Below are 21,016 nucleotides of genomic sequence, written 5' to 3'. Positions count from 1 at the left end.
TCCCCCTACCCTCAATGCGATTATCATTCTTATTTAAATGTTTTGAGTATTTTAACTGATTGACAAAAGGTACTTTGTCCTAACCTCTCACCGATGTGCCTGCGGTAATGCGTTTTGCAACCGCAGCCCAACAATGCCTTGCTGGGATGCTGCAACCATACCGAGTTTACCCTCTTGAGCCATTGCGTTACCCATCGCGTGGCACTCGTCATAGGCGATCGCTCCCTCAAAGTCCTTGCCTGCCCACTCAACGATTTGCTTAAGCCGACTTTTGCCGTTCTTTTGGGATCGTAGAGTTGAGTAGGTGCAGAATAGGATGCCTTGGGTAAACGGGATTGGGTCGCCTAGCTTGATGTTGCCCAGATCAATAATGTCCTTTTCGCTACCGCCTAACGCACACCAATCACGTTTTGCATCCTCAATCAGTGCAGAACTCTTTGATACCCAGATTGCTTTTCTTCGTTCCTGACACCAATTATCGAGGATAATGCCAGCTACCTGTCGCCCCTTACCAGAACCCGTGGAATCACCCAAGAACCAGCCACGACGAAATTTTACCGCATTTTCTTCGCCCTGAGCCGCGACAGTCACGTTATCCCATGAGTCATCAACAATATAAGACCCAGACAGAAATTCACAGTGCGCCTGACCTGCGTAAATAACGCTTTCAAGTTGTGCCTCTGATAACAAGCCTTGTGTGATAATGTTGCTAGGAAGATGCGGTTTGTAAGTTGGTGCTGGTGGCGAGACAAGTGCTAGGGCTGCACTTTCACAAAGAAGCGAGGGGTGAGGTAAAGCGTCCTTGATTCTGATTCGTTGTGGGCGATATGTTTCGTATAGGGTGTCTTTCAAACCCTCACTAGCCGTCCACTCGATAACCTCATATTCCAGCACTACTACGTTGTCTGGAAGAAAGGAAACAGTTTCTGGTTGTGCAACTGTAGTACGTTTTGGCAATTGAACAACTTTTGCTCTCGCAGCAGCTTTGATATCTGAGCGTTCCCACGAAGACCTCTGTGGCAACTGCTTAATTAGTGCCAGTATTTCAGGCAGATCCAAAGTTTCAGTAATACAAGGGATTTCGCTGAAGTCAGCCGGAACTTTGTCGATCACTGTAATCCGAGTGTCGATAGTTGTCCCATGTTTTGAGTAAACCTTGCCGTTAACCCCGACTGACATTAAAACTCGTGCTTCTGAGTGCCACCTAACAAAAGTCTCGCGCCAAGTGGGATTATTAGGTGAGAACCAGTTGGCACTGATTGTTACCAGCCGTCCACCGTCAGCCAGTCTTTGCAATGCCGAGTTGATGTGGCGAGGAGTTGCGTCGGGATTGCGACTGCTGATTTTGGGAGATGCACAGAAAGGTGGATTCATCAGCACAACTGAGGGCTGAGTCTTGCCAACCAGATAGTCGTTAATCTGTTCTGCGTTTACTGAGAATAATGGCGTGCCAGGGAATAACCGTCGCAGAATCTTACTTCTATCGGGTGCAAGCTCGTTGAGCATCAGACTTGCACTGTGCAGTTTAGCCATTTGTGCTAACAAACCAGTTCCGGCATATGGCTCCAGCACCAAATCAGTAGCTTGTACAAATCCTGATTTGGCTACCAGATAAGCAAGCGGCAGAGGCGTGGAGAATTGCTGAAGATTTACTGACTCTTCACTACGGCGAGTATGCGTCGGGCAGAGGGCTGTTAATTCTTCTAATTGTTGCACAACCACTTGAGGTTGTTGTGATAAAATCTTAATTCCCAGATGACGCAGATATAAGATTTGCGCCACTTCAATAGCTTCGTAAGCGTCTTTCCACTCCCACGCACCGGACGCAGCAGTGCCTAGAAAGTATCGATTCATCTGGGAAGAAACAGTTTTCGTAGGGAGAGGGCGATTATCTATTAAAACTTTTGCAAGCTCTTGGGCAACATTAATAACTGACTGCCCATAATCAATTACTGTTTGCAAATCGAATAAAGAACCTTGAGTGAAAAGTTGCTGTACCATTGAACCATATAATTTTAATTTTCACTCTTGAAAAAGCGAAGCTAATATGTGGGCTTTGTTAGCTATCAAACGGGCACATAACGTTCACTATTTTTCAGGAAATAAGTTAACCTCCGTTGATCAGTCGGGGGCTAAGAATAAAGTATTAGTAAAAGGGAAGAGAGAAAGGAAATTTTTATCCCTTTCACCTTTTACCTTCTTAGTTTTATGCAGTTTTACGCGGTCTGCCTGGCTTGCGCTTGCCTGAAAAATTTACATCAGCCTTTTTAGTTTTCGGTGATTTGTTGGCAGCATTGTTAGCTTTATTTGAACGAGTAGCACGTTTTTGTTGTGGCGAAACTTCTTTAACTGGAGGCAGCAATCTCAATGTAGGGAATGAGAGAACAACTGCTTCATTGCTTGTATGATGAACAACTTCATCTTCTAACATCCAAGGATCTGGCAATTTCTCAAAAGTTCGAGCTTGTGGTGTGATTATTTTTGATACTGATGGGATTGTAGAAGTGGCTATATTTCCATTGCTAACCGAAACCACATTACTACCATAAGCAGCCGATACAAATAGTCCACTAATGAACTGGAATATAACGAGAGTAACAAATGCCCAAAAGATGGCTACTATTGCCAGAGTAAGTAGAGATTGCATATCCATGATTATTTCTCAACTAAGTATTTGTAATTTTCAATTGATTTACGCAAAGCGTTTTTAAGCTTTGTTCAAATGTGAAGCGAATTTGAACATATCCTCTCTTCAAGAGAGGACTTCACTCTAAATTTAGCGTAGCGTACCTCTGATTTAATCCAACCAAATTTTTCATTACCTTAAAACTTAGTTACAAAATAAAGCAGGTTTTAGTATTTACCTATTTGAAGATTTCAAGTATTATATCTATAAATATATTTGACAAATATGAATATTGGTTTAAGTCTATGATTAAGATTTGATTTATTAGCTAATTCTTGAAATAAAACATTTTACTAAAACGAAAAATAAAAGTATTCGTATGCCTAATTCAACTACCGACTTTGTTCGCTCCTACCTTCAAGAAATCGGACGCTACCCTCTGCTAACTCCTGAGCAAGAAATTACAAACGCTCGGCTTGTGCAGCAGATGATGGCGATTGAAGAACAGCGCTCAAGCCTCGCACTTCAACTAAACCGAGAAGCAACCACAAGAGAATTAGCTACCTCACTTGGGCAAAGCGAAGCTGAAGTACAGTCAATCATTCAACAAGGTCAAAAAGCTAAAGAGAAAATGGTGACAGCTAACCTACGGTTGGTGGTTTCTGTTGCCAAAAAATACCAGAACCACAATTTAGATTTTCTCGATTTGCTTCAAGAAGGGGCACTAGGTTTACAGAAGGGAATCGAAAAGTTTGATCCCAACCGAGGCTATAAACTATCGACCTACGTTTACTGGTGGATTAAACAGTCAATTACACGGGCGATCGGAGAAAAGTCTCGCACTATTCGTTTACCAATTCATATCAACGAAAAGTTAAACAAAATTAGGAGAGTACAGCAGCAACTGTCTCAATCTCTGGGTCGTCCTCCAGTTGTAGCAGAAATAGCCGAATCCTTAAATGTATTGCCCAATCAAATACGGGAATATCTTCACGTTTCCCGCGCTCCAGTCTCGCTAGAAATGCGAGTCGGAGATGAGCGCGAAACTGAACTTGCGGCTATCAGGAGTGTGATCGCGTATCCGTCATGAGTCGGTGGCAATCGCCTCTGCTTAATCCCTGGCGAAAAACCATGAGATTGTCAGACCCAGTAGCAAGTTACAAGTCGCAAATCGCAAGTGTACCGACAACTGTTGTCGTGAGCTTGAAACAAGGACACTTTATGTCTGGTACTAAATGTATTGACATAATTCTTTTTTTGAAGTGGACTTGTATTCCACAACTGGAGTTTTTTATCTTACTTCCGACTTGCGACTTCCGACTTGTTACTTGTTTTTATCCCTGTTTCAATCAAATGGTGTATGAATATATTGCTATCTAGAAACTATCCTTATAAATAGAACACCGAAGAAAGAACCGATGCCCAGTAAAACAATTGATGTCCGAGAGTACACCGTTAGAGCGCATAAGCGGGAAATTCACACTCGCGTTTTCAACTTCGTATGTAAGCAGTGCGAACAGCCCACACAACGAGAAACCTTTGGTGTCCGACCGCTCTACTGTGAGCAATGCCGTCCTCCACAAGCACCCAAGAAATCAGTAGTCCCTCTCAAAAAGAGAAAACCCAGAGCTATGACTTACAAGAGTGGTAAAGATATAGCTGGATGATTTGTTCGCAAGAAAATTTCCTAACAGGGGTATAAGAATCATTGAAACAAAAAACTGGGTTAAACCTCATTAGGAAGGTGGATTAAATAAAATCCAGAAATTACTCATCCAATAATAGGCTGAATCTGTCCACTGAATTCTTCGCCTTCGATTCTATGACTTGCAAAGTTTTCAGGACAAACGGCAAAGCAATTCACTTAAATTGGAGTTTAACTGGCGGATCTTGAGTGGTGTTATTTGGGGAAATTTTGCAAACTGAGTTTATGTCGCAACAGCTTACGCCATAAGCTATTTAGGAGAAAAGCCATGAACAAAAAAATCACCCTCAATCCCAAAGCTACATTACTTCAGCCTGGTAAGGGTTCCACATATTTAGTACTAGGTGATTTATACACCTTTCTCGCTGTGGGAGAAGATACGGGAGGAGCGTATGCGTTATACGAAATGGTAATGCAACCACAAAGTATTACACCACCTCACTCTCATGACCAAGCGGATGAAAGCCACTATATTCTTGAAGGTGAGGTTGAGTACCAGTATGACGAACAAACTACCGTCGCAACTCAAGGAACCTACCTCCACTTTCCCAAGGGGTTGCGCCATAGTTTCAAGAACATCGGGTCAAAGCCTGCTAAAGTGCTGACGATAGCGACACCTTCTGGACCTGAGCAGTTTTTTGCAGAAGTAGGTCGGCTAGTTAACCCTGAACAAGAGCGCAATGAAAACCCTCCTCCGAGTCCCGGCGACATCGAAAAAGCCATTGAAATTGCTTCGACAAAGTATGGGATAAAATTTTCTCTCTCCTGAGTGGTTAAAACATCGAGCCAGAAGAGTTTTTAGCTTGCCACAGCGATGCCAATTTGTAGTTTTATGTCAGAAAGTGCTAGATAATAGTAATCTGATGTCGTGCCATTTTTACTAGCCCCAAAATTGATTGAGCAGGGTGCAACCCACACGAAAGCAGCAAAGTTTGAAAAACACGTAGTTGTGAGCAATCGCTTAGTGACTGGACAAAATCCTGCATCCGCCACTGGGGTTGCCGAAGGAATTGTGAAGCTATTCACACCAGTAGCTGTCTAGATTAAGCCAAAAAATAACACTCATCTCTGTTGATTGCAGATTTAAAGAATGTTTAACCTCAAAACAAGTTTGACAGTTTTATTTGCAGGCGTAAGCCTTACAAGCTGTCTTGGAGCCAATGCTCAAAGACAGCCTGTAACAAGCAATACTCCTAATAAAATTCTCATCGTTTTAACCAACCACGAGCAACTGGGGAATACAGGTAAGAAAACAGGCTTTTATCTTGATGAAGCTGCTCATCCCCATGCAGTATTCACTCAAGCGGGATTTGAGGTAGAGTTTGCTAGTCCCACAGGAAAAGCAGCCCCGATAGATCCAAATAGCTACAAACTTAACGATCCTCTCAATAAACAGTTTGTCAATAATCCCAAAGCTATGGCCAAAGTGAAAGACACTTTGTCTCCTGAAGAAATTAAGCCATCTGAATACAAAGCCATCTTTTTTGCAGGTGGACATGGGACTATGTGGGATTTTCCGGACAATAAGAAACTTGCTCAACTAACGGCAGCCATTTATGAACAAGGCGGCGTTGTTGGTGCAGTATGTCACGGTCCTGCTGGGCTTGTGAATGTTAAGCTATCTAACGGAGCATATCTCGTCGCTAATAAGACAGTAGCAGCCTTCACCAATGAAGAGGAAGAAGCCGTCGGACTCACAAAAACCATGCCATTTTTGCTAGAGTCAAAACTCATAGAACGTGGAGCTAAACATACCGAAGCCCGAAATTTTCAAGCCCATATTGTAGTTAGCGAACGCTTAGTAACTGGACAAAATCCTGCTTCAGCGCTCGGTGTTGCTGAAGATATAGTTCAGCTTTTAAAGTAAAACATACATTGAACGTTTGAATCTTTAAGCATAAAGTTTGTAATATGAACCTGTTACAATCACTCCGTGGCTGTGGACAATCCGTTTGGCTTGATGGGTTTGAGCGAACCTGGGTGAGCAGTGGTCAGTTGCAACAAGCCATTGAAGAGGATGGGTTAAGTGGTGCACGCTCGAACTTTGAGGCGTTGAATCTTGCCATCCAGGGACATGCGTATGATCGCGACTTCAGTACGCTGGCACAGCAAGGAATGAGCCAGAGCGCTCGAGCAGATTATGAATACTTGCTGGTGCGAGATATGCAATTAGCGGCTGATCGGTTGAAACAAGTTCATACTCATACACAAGGAAGAGATGGCTATGTTCAAGTCGATCTGCCACCTGATACGCTATTTGAAGCTGAAACTGCGATCGCTGCCGCTCAAAAAATCTGGCGGGCTGTAGGGTGGAATAATTTATTGCTGAGAATCCCAGCAACTCGATTAATGTTGCCAGTGATTGAACAACTGCTTCGCGAAGGCATGAATGTGAATGCTACGTTAGTGTTTTCTCTAAACGTATACAACCAGGTCTTTGACAGTTATCTCAGAGGATTAGAGAAGCAGATTCAGCGAGGAAAGTCCGTGAGTAACAGCGTTTGCTTTGCCAGTTTTGCCATTGCTCAGTGGGATGTGGCGATTAATCCACTCATTGCTCACCCAGAGACATCGTTTGGCATGATGCAATCCAGGCTACTCTATGAACACTATCAAAGTGAACGCCAGCGTTCGCTCCCTAAAGGGGCAAAGCCACTGCGGTTGGTGTGGGATTGCACAGATATTCCGCCTGAATGTGCATGGCAATATTTTCAGATAGCAACTCCTGAAACCGTGATGATGCTAAAGCCGTCAACGCTCTTAAAGTATCGTAAGGTTTCTCTACTCCCTACAAGGCTGATTGACGATGAAAGCAATGAACAGATTCTAACAAGCGAAACGGAAATACTTTCGGATAAACGAGTTGACCAACTCGTAAACGAGGAAATGGCGCGATCACTCAACGCCTTTCAACAGTTGCTAGACACCCTTGAACACAAGCGAAGGCGCTGAGGCTAGAGGGATGTCATTTCAATGTTCAATTGCCCCTAGTGCTTTAAGGGTAGCTCTTTGAGCCACTGTCAACCCTGTTGTGCCTTGAATATTCATGCCTTCATAGAGGCGATCGCCTATTAGTGTTTTGATACAGCGTCCCGTAGTGACATCCCACAGTTTTATGGTGCGATCGTCACTGCCACTGAATACAATTTGACCGTCAGAGCTAAAGATGACTGACCTGATCCAGCTGATATGTCCGGACATGACATGAAGGCATTCTCCTGTTTGCAGATTCCACAAGCGCACGGTTTGATCGTCACTGCCACTTGCCAAAAGTTGACCATCAGGGCTAATGGCGAGAGTATACGCGGCACTGGTATGTCCTCGTAACATTCGCAGACAGGCTCCAGTTTGCATATCCCAAAGGCGAATGGTTTGGTCAAAACTGCCGCTCGCCAGAATCGGCTCGGTTGGATGAAATGCTAGCGTGTAAAGACCACCCCCGTTCCCTTCTATCATCCGCAGGCAATCTCCAGTTTGCACATCCCAAAGGCGAATGGTTTGGTCAGAACTGCCACTTGCCAGCGTTTGCCCTTTGGGATCAAAAGCGATCGCCTGAATGCTACCCTGATGACCCCGTAGCACTTGCAAGCATTGACGAGTTTGCACATTCCACAGGCGTACTGTCTGGTCATAACTACTGCTTGCCAAGGTTCGCCCTTTGGGGTTAAAAAGCACCGCTATTACGGGGGCATCATGAGCGATCCAGTGATCGCCCTGTCCTGTTTGGACATCCAATAGAAAAATTGAGCTATCTTGCCCATTGGTGGCGATCATTTGACCATCTGGGCTAAAGCTTAAATTTGAAACTCGGCTGGTTTCTCTGGAGAGGGTTTTCCAGGGAAGCAAGCTGAGTGGATCGCCATCAACCTGCCACTGCCATAAGTGAATCGTTCCCGCTTGGCTACTACTACTGGCAAGCAGGTGGCTCATAGTGGCTGGCTCAGTTCCCGCAGGGGTAGAGTCATTCTGCTTTTGAGATGCTGCCAACGGGATGGGACTAAAACTCAAGGAGTGTTTTCCATAGGTCGTATAGCCGCTCAACGTTTTGATGCTTTGTCCGCTTGGCATCTGCCACAACCGTACCGTTCGGTCTTGGCTAGCACTGATCAATAGCTTACCGTCTGCACTCATGGCGATTGCCAGAGTAGCTCCAGTATGCTCGGACAGAATATTCATACAGTGTCCGTCTTGCACATTCCAAATCCGAAGGGTTTCATCATCACTGCTACTCACTAAAGTGTTACCCTCTGGACTAAATACAATGCCTCGAACCCAGTTGGTATGCCCTCGCAGCGGTTTGAATTCAGGATTGAGGGAATGCGTTTTAGAATTAGATGGATGACTCCATAGTTGGATGCAGCCATCGAGATCGCCACTTGCTAACCATTGACCATCTGGACTGTAACGCACACAGCGAACGCCAGAAGAATGCCCTTGCAACACATTTAAGCATTTTCCACTCTCAACATCCCAAATCCGAATCGAGGTATCGTTACTGCCGCTGGCTAAAACGTGAGTGTTGGGCGAGAAGTGAACGGAATAAACATTTTTGGTGTGTCCTTTCAAAACGTGCAGACAGTCACCCTGTAAATTCCACACTCTCACAGTTTGATCATCACTACCACTGGCTAACCATTGACGATTAGCGCTAAAGCTTAAAGACCAAATTCGCCCCGTGTGCCCGGCCAAAACCTGCAAGCACTCCCCACTTTGCACATTCCATAATCGCACTACAGTATCATTACCGCCACTCGCCAACGTCGTGCCATCGGGACTAAATGCAACAGCCCAAACCCCACCGCTATGTCCCTCAAAAGTAGCGAGGAGTTCATGGGATGTAACATTCCACAGATACACCATCCCGCTTACATCACCCACGGCAAAACATTGACCATCGGGGCTAATATCGACTGATGTTGCAATCCCCAAGGTTTCAGAAAAAAGGGATGTTGCTAAATTCGCATTTTGAAAATTGACTCCCGCCAAATTAATCTGTCTTAGGTCGGCTTGCCGCACCACGAGGAAAGAAAAATCGGAACTCTGCAAATCTACTTTGAGCTGTATCAGCAGATTGATCAAATTCCCTGCCGCATATCCTGCTCCATATTCTGGCTGTTGTCGCTGTTGTGCCAGGAGCAGCCTTGCTCTATCTTCAACTTCTGACACATTTCGATAAGACGATAAAAGCCATTCCATTACAGGCTGTACGATGAATCGTAATTGCATCTCTCGGATATAGTCTTTTGCCTGCACCCGAATCAATGAATGACTTTGCCATACATCAAGCTGTCGGGTTGTAAATTCTGTACAGACCTGTTGTATCAACCGTTGTGTGACATATTCTATCACAACGGCCTGCAAGAAAAATAATCCATCTGTTTTTTCGAGTAGCGACCGCCGAAGCAGTGAATTTACTTGTTGGGGAACGGTTTGTTGTGAGGCTGCACCGATAACGTTTTCACGAATCTTTGCGATCGCCATCGGCTCTCGGTGAATAGCAAACCAGTAGAGAATTTTCTGTTCCTCTACCGATAGGCGATTGAATTGGTGAGCGAGCAGATTGCGGATGTCTTCAAAGACAAAAACGCCCTGCTCAAGATAGGTTAGAACCTCTGCAATGCTGCCGTTGAACAAATCTTGCGTGGCAGATGCGACCAACTTCAGCGCCAGAGGATTGCCGCCATAGTGATTGATCAGGGTTTGCCACTGGGCAAGTGAACCTGTAAATGCTCCCTTTTGCCGAAAAATGGCGCGTCCATCATCGGGGGTGAGTCCACCCAGAAGCAGCGATCGCACTACGCTCTGTTCGCCTTCCATCAACGCGATTTCCCGTGGCTTTTCGCGACTGGTCAGCAAGCAACAGCTTTGATGGGGCGTTTCCCCCAGCGTTCTTAAAAATTGCCCGTAAGCTTCATAGCCCGATCTCCACTGACCCACCTGCTCACTGTGCAGAATGGTTTCAGCATTATCCAAAATCAACAGACACCGCCTAGATCGCAAATACTGCATCAATAAGACAAGCTTTTCGTCGAGCGTAGCCGGGATGATCGGATCATCTCCCTGAAGCGGCATCAGAAATTTCAGCAGGCTGGTCAGGAGTTCGTCGAACGAGGGAGCATTCGCCAGCGATCGCCATACCACAATCTCAAACTCAGACTGCATCTGTAGCGCTGCTTTGACGGCGATCGTACTTTTGCCAATCCCGCCAATCCCCAGCAACCCAACCACGCGACAGCGTTGGGTCACTATCCACTGCCAAAGTTGCGCCAATTCGGTTTCACGACCATAAAACACCCTAGCATCAACCGCGTTATCCCAGTCTTGTTGCGGATCTTCTCGCTGCGACTCTAACGTTTTAGAGGCTGCTACAGGGGGTGCATAATCATCCTTTGTGAGTTCCAGCCCAAATGCTTGAAAAAGGATCTCTAGCGACTGCCGATCTACACCAAGTTCGCGATTAAGGATTCGGGCGAGGGTATTGAGTGATAGTCCTGTGCGTTCGTTCAGATCCTCCTGCGTGAACCGCTTACCCCAGGTTTGCTCCGATTCTGCCTGCTGTTTTGCCGCTTGAAATCGCTGCCATCCATGAGGCGACAGGATGACTCCTCGGACTCGTGCCGAGGCAACTCTACTGCGCTTGGATTTTTTGGCATTGGCATCCATAAGCAAATTGCCGATTTTAGGGCAAAGCGAATCTTTTTTATAACGGGCTGCATCCTTTTATGCGAATTGCAAACCACTGAATCAGGGTCTTTTTCCTGAAGAATACCACGGTTGACGATAAGTTGCAGCTTTAACTTAATGAACTTGCGTGGGCTAAATCGAATGTCTGTTGAAGAATGAAGACATGATTGAAAGCTAGGTTAACTACCTTGGCGGGCAATCAGACCATCAAGAAAACAAATAGGGCGGTATTTGGAAGCCCAAATCCGAAAACCCGTCTTGCAAGAATCCATGAGTAAAGCAACCGCTTAAAGATGTAACCGAACCATACTGAAGGATTTCCAATGAAAATATTAATTGCATCAACAGCCGCCCTAGGACATTTGAATCCACTGCTAGCAGTCGCCAATATTCTTATAAAACACAATCACAAGGTAGTTGTACAGACGGCACCTGAGTTGAGGTTAATGGTGGAAGCGGCAGGGGTGCCGTTTACTGCGGAGCCTCCGGAAACCAACAACTTCACCGATGCGATGCCTCTCTACTTGGATCTGAGGCAGGCGAAGAATCCAGGTCTGGAGCTGTCAGCCTTCGACCTCGAATATTTCTTTGCGAAAAAGATCGGTGGGCAGGCAGCAGGACTCAAGCAGGCTCTGCAAGACTTTCCTGCGGATGTCATTCTGACAGATGCGATGTTCTTCGGTACGCTGCCGATGCTTCTGGGAGCACGCGAGGAACGTCCCGCGATTGTGCATCTGGGCGTTCAGCTGCTGAATCTGTTCAGTGCGAAGAACAGTCCGCCACAACCGGGCATGTCGGAGAAAGAGCAGCTTGCAGAACGTGAGAGACGAGAGCGTGTGTATCATAAGCCAGCCAAGGCTGGGGTAGATAAGGCTCTAGCCGAACTTGGCTGCAGTCCGCTATCGTGTTCCCCCCTGGAAAGTATGTCTGTGCTGCCCGATCTTTATCTGCAACCGGGAATCGAGAGTTTCCAATATTCGGATGATTCGTCCTCCTTGTCGCATGTGCACTATATCGGTCTTCTACCGATGCCCCCAGGGCAGCCTGCGCTACCAACGTGGTGGCATGAACTCGATCGGACAAAGCGCCTAGTTCTTGTGACTCAGGGAACGCTCGCGAACCGAAACCTTGGGCAACTCATTGGTCCGACATTAACTGGCCTCGCCAAAGAAGAGGACGTGATCGTTCTGGCAACCACGGGAGGACAACCGATCGAGTCGATTCTTACCGAGATTCCGGCAAATGCCCATGTCGTGCCGTTTCTGCCTTACGAATTGATTATGCCGAGTGTAGATCTGCTACTCACGAACGGAGGATATGGCACGGTAAATCTTGCGATCGCGCATGGGATTCCAATAGTCTCGGCAGGGATGACGGAGGACAAAGGGGAGGTATCGGCGCATGTGCAGTGGGCTGGTGTCGGAATCGACCTAAGAACCAATCAGGCAACGGCAGAGGAATTACGTGCAGCGGCGAGAGAAGTTCTCGACAACCCTGTGTATAGTAAGCAGGCAAAGGAGCTTGCGCTGGAGTTCGTGAGCCACAACACAGAGATGGAGTGCTAAGACGGATCGAAGCGTGTGTTGTTGAGCCATCGACCGTTTGAAAAATAGGGTTAATGTCGGTCTTCCCAAAGGAATTCCACTGAGTCTAATTTCTTTCTATTTTCTCTTTACACCAGGCTCGATTGGAGCGGCTTCGATAAATTTTATCTACCCCGGAAAGGGTAACTCGAAGTTTTCCGGTGGGATGCGGTTTGAGGAAAAGGGCAAAGCGAATCTTTTTTATAACGGGCTGCACCCTTTTATGCGAATTACAAACCACTGAATCAGTGCCTTTTTTTCCTGAAGTATACCACGCTTGACGATAAGTTGCAGCTTTAACTCAAGGAACTTGCGTGGACTAAATCGAATGTCTGTTGAAGAATGAGAACAACAAGGTAAATGTCGAGTCAGCGCCATCGTTGCCTTGAACCCAACCCATACCAATTCAGGAGGAATCCCATGCCACAGTCAATCAACGCAGAAAGACTTATCTTAGTCACCGGAGCTACAGGCAATCAGGGAAACGCAGTGGCCCGTCATCTTTTGCAACGCGGCAATTTCAAGGTTCGCGCTTTGGTGCGTGACCCCAACAAGCCTGCATCTCTTGCCCTCGAACAAGCAGGTGCAGAACTCGCAGTCGGAGATCTCAACGATCGCGCTTCCCTCGATCGCGCTTTGCAAGGTGCCTACGGCGTTTTTTCGCTACAGATATTTCAAGATGGATTAGACACCGAAATCCGCCAGGGCAAAGCGGTTGCAGACGCGGCTTCATCGGCGGGCATCCAGCACTTCGTCTACAGTTCGGTGGGTAGCGCCGAACGCAACACGGGTATTCCGCATTTCGACAGCAAGTTTCAAGTCGAAGAATATATCCGAGCGAGCAAGTTGCCCTACACAATCATGCGACCAGTTTTCTTCTTCTACAATTACAACATGATGCGCCCAATGGTTGAAGCCGGAACGCTATTTCAGCCATTGAGTCCTGAGACGAAGTTGCAGCAGCTTTCTGAAGAAGATTATGGGGAGATGGTCGCTGATGTATTCGATCGCCCCGCAGACTTCATGAAGGGCGAAATTGAAGTTGCCAGTGTGGACATGACCATGTCGGAAATCGCTGCTGCGTTCAGCCGTGTTTTAGGAAAAACCGTCAAATACCAACAAATTCCGTTTGAAGCGTTTGAGCAGCAAATTGGAGAGGAATTGACTATCATGTATCGCTGGTTTGAGAACGTCGGCTACGCAGCGGATTTAGCACAGTTGAAACGTGATTTTCCTGCACCGACCAACTTTGAATCTTATTTGCGCGACCACGACTGGCAAAATCAACCGTAATCGCTCATGATCGTCGGGGGCATGGGGGATCGAGCCAACCCTGGAACGGAAATGAGATGGATACCTATGCCTACGACCTCGCTACGCTGATTGAAACGCTAGATAATAGATGGGGCTACCCTGATTGGATTCTCTACAGGTGGCGGTGAAGTTGTCCGCTATATCGGTCGCCACGGCACAGCACGAGTTGCAAAAGCCGCACTGATCTCGAAGGTTTTTTGCAAGAACTCCGCAAAAGTACGTTGACTCCAGATGCGATCGCCACGAGAAACTGGAATGTTTAATCTTTCACTCGTATCAACTTTAAAGCAGAGGTAAGAATGATTACACTTGAGAACAAAGTCGCTTTAGTCACTGGAGGCACGTCAGGAATCGGTAAAGCGACTGCTCTGGCACTGGGAACCGCAGGTGCAAAGGTTGTTTTTTCAGGTAGGCGCGACCTAGAAGGAGAAGCAACCGCTGCAATGATTCGTCATGCTGGCGCTGAATGTTTATTTGTACGTTCAGATGTATCGAGTGAGGAAGATGTCAAAGCATTAGTACAAAAGACAATTGAGACTTACGGACGCCTCGATTGTGCCTTCAATAATGCAGGGATTGATCTACCTCCAAAACCCCTGCATGAACAATTGATCGAAGACTTTGACAAACTCATGGCAATCAACGTGCGGGGACTCTTTTTGTGTATGAAACATGAGATTGGGCAAATGCTGTCTCAAGGATCTGGAGTGATTGTCAACAACTCCTCAGTCGGAGGTTTAGTTTCATTTCCAGGGGTATCTATTTACAGCGCGAGTAAACATACGGTCATGGGGCTGACACGAGGGGCAGCGCTCGACTATGCCAAACAGGGTATTCGGATCAATGCGATTAATCCTGGCTTGATTGCGACTCAGATGACGGATGACAGGTTGGGCAGCACGGCAGATGCTTTAGCGTCTATGGTGCCAATGGGACGCATGGGTCAGGCAGAAGAAATCGCTCAAGCCGTGGTTTTTCTCTGCTCTGATGCTGCCAGCTACATTACTGGCCAACCTTTGGTCGTAGATGGCGGATTCACAGCGAGCTGATCAAGACAATAAAAATCAGGGCTACTATCTCGTCGAGGAGGCGTGGAGCAGTTTCCGCCAAATCTGTTGACAAAACCCTGAAACCGCCAACATCTGATCCTCTCGCTAGCCGCCGCCAAACTGGTGAAGCATTCCAACCTAAGAGTGTACCCAGGCGCACCCCACAGTTTAACCGATACGCACAAGGAACAACTCAACAACGACCTTCTATCGTTCCTCAAGGACTGACACTAGACGTTGCTGTGAGACATCTTTCTCAGAGGGATGAACCCGGGTGTAAGCATTGGCAATTATTCGCCGCAAGCATTGTGGACTGTATTCAAAGAAATTCAATTTTAGGAGTAGAACCCATGAAATTAAAACCTATCAGTCAGCAAGTAGTCGCCATCGTTGGCGCTTCTAGTGGAATTGGCAGGGAGACAGCCCTACGGTTTGCTAAAAAAGGGGCAAAAGTTGTTGTTGCTGCTCGTAGCGAGTCTGGGTTGGCAACTTTGGTGGAGGAGATCAAACAGTTGGGCGGAGAAGCGGTCGCCGTCATTGCCGATGTCAGCGAATTTGAACAGGTGAAAGCGATCGCCGATCAGACCATTGCCACTTACGGACGACTCGATACCTGGGTACATCTATCTGGAACCAGCATCGTTGCACCATTTGACCAAATCACACCAGAAGAATTCAAAAGAGTCATTGATGTCAACCTGAATGGGCAAGCTTATGGCGCAATGGTGGCTCTACCGCACCTCAAACAAGGCGGCGGTGCACTCATTCATGTTTCCTCGTTAGCGGCGAGAGTTCCGTTTCCCTTGCAAAGTGCCTATGCAGCCTCCAAACATGGTATGGCAGGCTTTTTAGACTCCCTGCGAATTGAATTGCAGCACCAAAAACAGCCAATCAGCGTCACGAATGTGATGCCCGCCATCACGAATACACCCATTTTCAACAAAATTCGGACGAGGATGGGAGTAGCGCCTGCCGGATTACCGCCTTACAACAAACCCAGTACCGTTGCCGATGCTATTTTATATGTGGCTGAACATCCTACCCGTGACTTTGTTGTGGGTGATATGGGGCGAATATTAGAGATGCTGCAACGCATTGCCCCCTCGATTGTCGATCGCTTATTTCTCCAGGTTGGCTTTACCGCTCAACTAACAGGTGAGCCAAAATCGGCAGATGCCCCCGATAACCTATATGCCCCAATCTCTGGTTACGACACTGTAGAGGGCGACTTTGGCAAGTTGAGCGTCCCCAGCTTCACGGATTGGCTCGATCGCAACCCGCCATTCAAATGGGGTACGGTAGCGATTGCCACCGCTTTCGGATTTGCTGCCGCGTTAAGTGGATTTCCAGGGTAAAGACCTTTAATCAAGGTATTAGGTTCTGCCCACATTCTGTTTCCACGGCTATAAAGTGTTTGATTTCACTGGAAATCGTCACTTTGGATTGGTTCAAGATGAAGAAGCTTTTGCTCGTGCCAAAGAATTTATTGGTCAAGGATTGGCGGATGGTTCCTTGCCCATTACCATTGATCGCGAATTTCAGGGGCTAGAGAAACTGCCTGAAGCTATGCAATATATGTCATCTAATCTGGCATCAGGAAAGATTGTCATCACAATTTAACCCAAACAATTCAGAAAAGTCTTCTTCGGAGAGTTGAAGAAAGCAGGAGGCAGAAGGCAGAAGGTTCAATTTAGAAGGGGATTCAACGTCGTACTTAAATTGGGGCCACCAAATTTTAAATATTTTTGCATTTTGGAGAGAACGACTATGGAAGGTTACGGGTCAACGGGGCTTGAAGGCATACTTCAGAAAAGCTACACAGTTAAGATTAGCCAGTACATTGGCAGTGGCTGGAAAACATTCAAGAAAAATCCTGGTGGGTTTGTTGGCTTTACACTTGTGGCTTTCTTGATTAACATTGCGATCGCCATAGTTAGCCAGTCTGTCACTCTGGAGTCATTCATCAGTCTCTTAATTTCTGGCCCTTTAAATGCAGGATTTTTAATCGTGGCATTTAAACTTTTGAAAAATCGAGACACAACGTTTGGTGATTTCTTCAGGGGTTTCAATAACTACCTGCCGCTTTTCCTAGTCAGTCTCGTTTCTAGTAGTCCACCAAGGTAATTTTGCTAGGTAAGACCCTCTGAGTGATAAACTAGTCAAAAAAGGGGTTGAGCATGGCAAAAAAGTATATTGTAGATTTAAGCGAAGATGAAGTTTTACAATTGCAAGCAATCCTCAAAAAAGGAAAGCACAAAGCAAGAACTATCACCCGTGCAAACATTCTTTTGATGGCGGCTGAGGGAGAAACGGACACGGCGATCGCTGCCACAGTGCGAGTTCATGTTGCTACGGTGGAAAGGACAAGAGAAAAGTTTGTTATTGGCGGATTAGAGTTTGCTTTAAAGGATGGGGAACATCCACCAAAATCTAAAAAATTGGATGAAAAGCAAGAAGCATTTTTGATTGCGACTGCTTGTTCTAATCCGCCAGAAGGAAGAGTGCGTTGGATAATGCAATTATTAGCAGATCATTTAGTGAACGTTGGTATCATAGATTCAATATCAGATGAAACAGTACGTCAAACTTTAAAAAAAATGAAATTAAGCCTTGGTTGAAAGAACAATGGTGTATTCCAGAAGTAAACGCAGAATTTGTGTTGCGGATGGAAGATGTATTAGACTTATACAATGAGCAGTATAATCCGAAAAAACCTGTACTTTGCTTAGATGAACGCTTATATCAGTTAGTAGAAGAAGTAAGACTTCCAATACCCGCAGAACCAAGACAGCCTGAGCGTTATGACTATGAATACAAACGCAACGGAGTCGTAAATTTATTTGCTTTTTTTGAACCTTTGGCAGGGTGGAGACACATTGAAGTCACGCAGCGTCGTACAAAAGTAGACTTCGCTAAACAGTTGAAAGATTTAGTATATGTTTATTATCGTGATGCTGATGTAATTCGTTTAGTAGTTGATAACCTAAACATTCATACTCCAAGTGTTTTATATGAAGTTTTTTCTCCACAAGAAGCACGCCGCATTATTCAAAAATTAGAGTTTCACTATACTCCTAAACACGCTTCTTGGCTAAATCAAGTAGAAATTGAATTATCTGTTTTATCTCGCCAGTGTTTAGAACGGCGTATTCCTAATGCAGAAACATTAACTTCTGAGATTGCCGCTTGGGAAAAAGAACGTAATCAACAAAAAGCCAGTGTCTATTGGAGTTTTCAAACTAAAGATGCTCGCAGAAAAATGCAGCGTTTATATCCGAGTTTAACCTAGCAAAATTGCCTTGGTAGACTACTAGCATGGTGATTGCTATTGGGTTATTACTGCTTCTCATTCCTGGTCTTTACCTAGCAGTCGCCTACATCTTTGCACTGCCTTTAGTACTCGAAAGGAAGATGAATTTCTGGGCTGGGATGGAGTTTAGCCGCAAGCTGATTTCCAAAAATTGGTTCTCTTTCCTTAACTTTGCTTTTGTGTTGGTACTACTAAATCTAGCAGGTATTTTGCTGCTGGGTGTGGGTCTGCTAGTGACGATTCCGATCAGTGCTTGTGCGATCGCTGCCGCCTATGCAGACATCGTGGGTTTACCACTTAGGTATCATGTAAAAATAAGTTGTACAAAATTTATTTGGAATAGCTTGCTAAATCTAGCTTTCGCACAAAAATTGTTCAGGTTATTTTTACACAAATCCTTAGCAGTTCTGATTTTTAGAAGCGGCGTTAGTACCTGAGTGCCTTTGCTGGGCAAATCTGCTTAGAGAAAGTGGAAACAAGTTTAAGTGGGGCGCGATCACAGTAGTTGCTGCCTGCGGATTGATTGCCATGCTGGGGGGCATTTCAGGCTAAAACCGTGTTGTCATGGTATCGCAACCGAACATGGCATGACGATCAGTTCCACGCTGATTGGCCCCTGTAGCGTTGGCTCCATGCGGTTGCGATCGCCTAATGCACTCAATGGTAGGTTTCAATTTTCTCTTAATGTCAACTCACTCAATGCCAACAACATTTAGAACAAGCTATGAACGTTAACTCACAGACTGATGTTTTTGATGTGATCATCGTCGGTGGCGGCCCAGCAGGTTTAACTGCTGCCTTGATGCTCGGACGAGCCTGCAAACGGGTCTTGGTCTGCGATGCTGGAAAGCCACGCAATCAAGTTGCTCATGCTGCTCATGGTTTCTTTTCTAGAGATGGAATTTCACCTGCACAACTGCTGCAAATTGGACGAGAGCAATTGCATTCTTACGATGATGTTGAAATTCAGGTGGGCGAAGTGGTTGATGCTCAAAAATTGGGCGATCGCTTTCAAGTCACCCTGAGTGATGGCAACCAATTTGTTGGTCGCAAACTACTGTTAGCCACGGGTATGAAAGATTCACTTCCGGCAATTGATGGATTCGCAAAACTCTGGGGTAGCAGCATTTTCCACTGTCCTTACTGTCATGGTTGGGAAGTGCGAGATCAACCTGGCATCACCGTGCCAATCCGGGAAAACAGTACGCTAAGAAAATTTCAAGTGCGTGAAACGACGATTTTTCGTTCAAACTAGATCAAAACTAGCAGTATAACTATAAGTTATTTCACAAAAATGATGGTAGAAAGCACGTCTTGGAAAGCCTGCCCCATCTTGGTTTCAGCCTTAGCGTACAAATTATCTCTTTCGGCACGGTGATGCCTTAATCAGTGAGCGCATCAGTCGGTTACGGGAAAATGAAAGCTTAGAAGATGCCCCAAGTGCTATGTTGAAGTACCTGGGTGAGTTGAAGCGACCGTATTTGACTGCGGTAGAGGAGAAGTTGTTGGGTTTGATTGAGCGAGAATATAGGATTAGCCCTCTTCTGTAACTTTGGGAGAGGCCAATCACGCTCAAGCCTTTGGGAGTTTTAATTTCCAGATTTAGCAGTGGTGATCAACGCCTTGCGGCATCAAAGGTTTGGGCAGGATTGCAGGCGATCGTTAATCTTCTGTTTCATTGTCTGTAATCAACGCCTTACGGCATCAAAGGTTGGGTGCAGAGTGTAGGAAAAAATCAGAAAAGCCAAAATTAAGTGCAACCTTAATAAATTCCTTGATTACTAAACCCCACACCCATAAGTCTTATAGTCGATTTAGCTTTAAGGGGCGTGCCATTCGGTTTTGTAACAATGTACTAAGGATGAATAATGCCGAAGTAAATGGCGACGACACTTAGAATAATCACGCTAGTAATCAGGGTGAGGGTAATACGAAATCCTTTGTTAGGCAATTGTTCGCGGGTCAGCACGCTATCTGATTGTACCTGAGTTATTGGCTCAGTTTTTGATTCGGGCTGAATATGGGAAGTAGTATCCTTTGACAAAGGAGCTTTACTCTCGAATTTTGTTGTTTGAGCTTCTGGTGATTGCATAGATTGCGTTGATTTTTGGGACTATCTTTACAATTGTTAATAAAGTTTTTAATTAATACCTCTTTCTTAAGAAAAGTTTTGGTCGGGAATATACTTCTACTAAAGGATTAGTAAATGTAAAGCTAAACCTTAATTAATGTGATCTGGGCGAAAACAAGAGGTTTAGCAGACGGCGTACAACGAGCCAATAGTAAAGTACCACTCATCGCATTGTTAAAGATGGGTGCAACAAATTATGGAACGCACCTAAGTACCCAACAGTTACCCAATTGGCGAAGTGTGTCAAATCCTTGCCAAAGACAACCCAGAACTCAGAGGCAAAGGTGGCTGTTGGGCAATTGTCAGCGCAGTGAATGACTTTAGTTGCATCGTGAAAATGTGGGATAGTGAGTACGCCGTAGGGTTACAACACCTCAAATCTTACGATTACCTGCCTGCCGAGTGTGAGCAAATGCAGGTGATATGCGATCGCATATCACGGGTGTATTCGAGTGGGCTGGAGGAGTCGGTGCAGAAGTTTTTGGAATCGTTAGAGAAAGTGAATCGGGCTTATTTGACGGTTTTAGAAGAGAAATTGTTGAGTTTGTTGGAAGCTGAAATTGCAAATTAACGTTTGTTAAATAATGTTTGACTGTCCTCCTCGTTACTTCAGA

The 21,016-nt window shown here is 45.6% G+C and carries 21 protein-coding genes and 1 pseudogene; 18 read left to right on the top strand and 4 right to left on the bottom strand.

Going from position 1 to position 21,016, the window contains the following annotated elements; all coding sequences use genetic code 11:
* Window positions 1-87: 87 nt before the first annotated feature.
* Both H6G26_RS29720 and H6G26_RS29715 read right to left on the bottom strand, forming a co-directional pair.
* A complete protein-coding gene (locus H6G26_RS29720) occupies window positions 88-2,001 on the bottom strand; it encodes a strawberry notch-like NTP hydrolase domain-containing protein (protein WP_242053956.1) in 1,914 nt (637 codons plus the stop codon).
* Between the two features lie 205 nt (window positions 2,002-2,206).
* A complete protein-coding gene (locus H6G26_RS29715) occupies window positions 2,207-2,653 on the bottom strand; it encodes a hypothetical protein (protein WP_190733920.1) in 447 nt (148 codons plus the stop codon).
* A 352-nt stretch (window positions 2,654-3,005) separates the two neighbouring features.
* Here H6G26_RS29715 and H6G26_RS29710 point away from each other — a divergent pair, with 352 nt between their 5' ends.
* The 6 genes from H6G26_RS29710 to H6G26_RS29685 all read left to right on the top strand — a co-directional run bounded on the left by H6G26_RS29710 (window position 3,006) and on the right by H6G26_RS29685 (window position 7,283).
* Window positions 3,006-3,716, top strand: a complete 711-nt coding sequence (locus tag H6G26_RS29710; RefSeq protein WP_347242521.1) for a sigma-70 family RNA polymerase sigma factor — start codon at window positions 3,006-3,008, stop codon at window positions 3,714-3,716.
* Window positions 3,717-4,044: 328 nt separating this feature from the next.
* Window positions 4,045-4,293 (top strand): hypothetical protein, encoded by a 249-nt coding sequence (locus H6G26_RS29705; protein WP_190731864.1) that lies wholly within the window; start codon window positions 4,045-4,047, stop codon window positions 4,291-4,293.
* A gap of 306 nt (window positions 4,294-4,599) precedes the next feature.
* Window positions 4,600-5,100 carry a cupin domain-containing protein gene (locus H6G26_RS29700; RefSeq protein WP_190733918.1) on the top strand — a complete coding sequence of 167 codons (501 nt, stop codon included), beginning with the start codon at window positions 4,600-4,602 and terminating at the stop codon, window positions 5,098-5,100.
* A 99-nt stretch (window positions 5,101-5,199) separates the two neighbouring features.
* Entirely contained in the window at window positions 5,200-5,373 is a 174-nt protein-coding gene (locus H6G26_RS29695) for a hypothetical protein (RefSeq protein ID WP_199327147.1), read from the top strand.
* Between the two features lie 48 nt (window positions 5,374-5,421).
* On the top strand, window positions 5,422-6,198 hold the full coding sequence (locus H6G26_RS29690; protein ID WP_190733916.1) for a type 1 glutamine amidotransferase domain-containing protein: 777 nt from the start codon (window positions 5,422-5,424) through the stop codon (window positions 6,196-6,198).
* 44 nt (window positions 6,199-6,242) lie between these two features.
* Window positions 6,243-7,283: a transaldolase family protein gene (locus H6G26_RS29685; protein ID WP_190733914.1), complete on the top strand. Its 1,041-nt coding sequence runs from the start codon at window positions 6,243-6,245 to the stop codon at window positions 7,281-7,283.
* A gap of 18 nt (window positions 7,284-7,301) precedes the next feature.
* On the opposite strand, the gene H6G26_RS29680 is transcribed toward H6G26_RS29685, so the two are convergent.
* A complete protein-coding gene (locus H6G26_RS29680) occupies window positions 7,302-10,994 on the bottom strand; it encodes an NB-ARC domain-containing protein (protein WP_190733912.1) in 3,693 nt (1,230 codons plus the stop codon).
* A 344-nt stretch (window positions 10,995-11,338) separates the two neighbouring features.
* Between H6G26_RS29680 and H6G26_RS29675 the strand changes: the two genes are divergently transcribed.
* The 11 genes and pseudogenes from H6G26_RS29675 to H6G26_RS29635 all read left to right on the top strand — a co-directional run bounded on the left by H6G26_RS29675 (window position 11,339) and on the right by H6G26_RS29635 (window position 19,526).
* On the top strand, window positions 11,339-12,580 hold the full coding sequence (locus H6G26_RS29675; RefSeq protein ID WP_190733910.1) for a glycosyltransferase: 1,242 nt from the start codon (window positions 11,339-11,341) through the stop codon (window positions 12,578-12,580).
* 378 nt (window positions 12,581-12,958) lie between these two features.
* Complete coding sequence (locus tag H6G26_RS29670) at window positions 12,959-13,891, top strand: NmrA/HSCARG family protein (protein WP_347242520.1); 933 nt, start codon at window positions 12,959-12,961, stop codon at window positions 13,889-13,891.
* Window positions 13,888-14,098 (top strand): annotated as a pseudogene (locus H6G26_RS44320) (alpha/beta hydrolase); the annotation flags it as partial. The gene H6G26_RS29670 and the pseudogene H6G26_RS44320, both read left to right, overlap by 4 nt.
* A gap of 113 nt (window positions 14,099-14,211) precedes the next feature.
* On the top strand, window positions 14,212-14,961 hold the full coding sequence (locus H6G26_RS29665) for an SDR family oxidoreductase (RefSeq protein ID WP_190733906.1): 750 nt from the start codon (window positions 14,212-14,214) through the stop codon (window positions 14,959-14,961).
* A 350-nt stretch (window positions 14,962-15,311) separates the two neighbouring features.
* On the top strand, window positions 15,312-16,316 hold the full coding sequence (locus tag H6G26_RS29660; RefSeq protein ID WP_190733903.1) for an SDR family oxidoreductase: 1,005 nt from the start codon (window positions 15,312-15,314) through the stop codon (window positions 16,314-16,316).
* A gap of 55 nt (window positions 16,317-16,371) precedes the next feature.
* The gene (locus tag H6G26_RS43915; protein ID WP_229563378.1) at window positions 16,372-16,581 is read left to right on the top strand and encodes a zinc-binding dehydrogenase; all 210 of its coding nucleotides are present in this window, start codon (window positions 16,372-16,374) and stop codon (window positions 16,579-16,581) included.
* Window positions 16,582-16,728: 147 nt separating this feature from the next.
* Window positions 16,729-17,085 carry a hypothetical protein gene (locus H6G26_RS29650; protein ID WP_190733901.1) on the top strand — a complete coding sequence of 119 codons (357 nt, stop codon included), beginning with the start codon at window positions 16,729-16,731 and terminating at the stop codon, window positions 17,083-17,085.
* Between the two features lie 53 nt (window positions 17,086-17,138).
* A protein-coding gene (locus H6G26_RS29645; RefSeq protein ID WP_190733899.1) for an IS630 family transposase occupies window positions 17,139-18,250 on the top strand; the annotation gives its coding sequence in 2 pieces (ribosomal slippage) (window positions 17,139-17,550 and window positions 17,550-18,250; 1,113 coding nt in all).
* A 26-nt stretch (window positions 18,251-18,276) separates the two neighbouring features.
* Entirely contained in the window at window positions 18,277-18,708 is a 432-nt protein-coding gene (locus H6G26_RS29640) for a hypothetical protein (RefSeq protein ID WP_190733897.1), read from the top strand.
* Window positions 18,709-18,858: 150 nt separating this feature from the next.
* Window positions 18,859-18,987 (top strand): hypothetical protein, encoded by a 129-nt coding sequence (locus H6G26_RS43910; protein WP_277883927.1) that lies wholly within the window; start codon window positions 18,859-18,861, stop codon window positions 18,985-18,987.
* Window positions 18,988-18,995: 8 nt separating this feature from the next.
* Window positions 18,996-19,526, top strand: a complete 531-nt coding sequence (locus H6G26_RS29635; RefSeq protein ID WP_190733895.1) for an NAD(P)/FAD-dependent oxidoreductase — start codon at window positions 18,996-18,998, stop codon at window positions 19,524-19,526.
* Window positions 19,527-20,126: 600 nt separating this feature from the next.
* On the opposite strand, the gene H6G26_RS29630 is transcribed toward H6G26_RS29635, so the two are convergent.
* A complete protein-coding gene (locus H6G26_RS29630) occupies window positions 20,127-20,363 on the bottom strand; it encodes a hypothetical protein (protein WP_190733893.1) in 237 nt (78 codons plus the stop codon).
* A 277-nt stretch (window positions 20,364-20,640) separates the two neighbouring features.
* On the opposite strand from H6G26_RS29630, the gene H6G26_RS29625 reads away from it, so the two are divergent.
* Window positions 20,641-20,973 (top strand): hypothetical protein, encoded by a 333-nt coding sequence (locus H6G26_RS29625; protein ID WP_347242519.1) that lies wholly within the window; start codon window positions 20,641-20,643, stop codon window positions 20,971-20,973.
* Window positions 20,974-21,016: the final 43 nt, after the last annotated feature.

This window comes from Nostoc sp. FACHB-888 (assembly GCF_014696655.1).
In the GTDB taxonomy this organism is placed as follows: Bacteria; Cyanobacteriota; Cyanobacteriia; order Cyanobacteriales; family Nostocaceae; genus Nostoc.
This window is presented reverse-complemented; position numbering and strand designations above follow the sequence as displayed.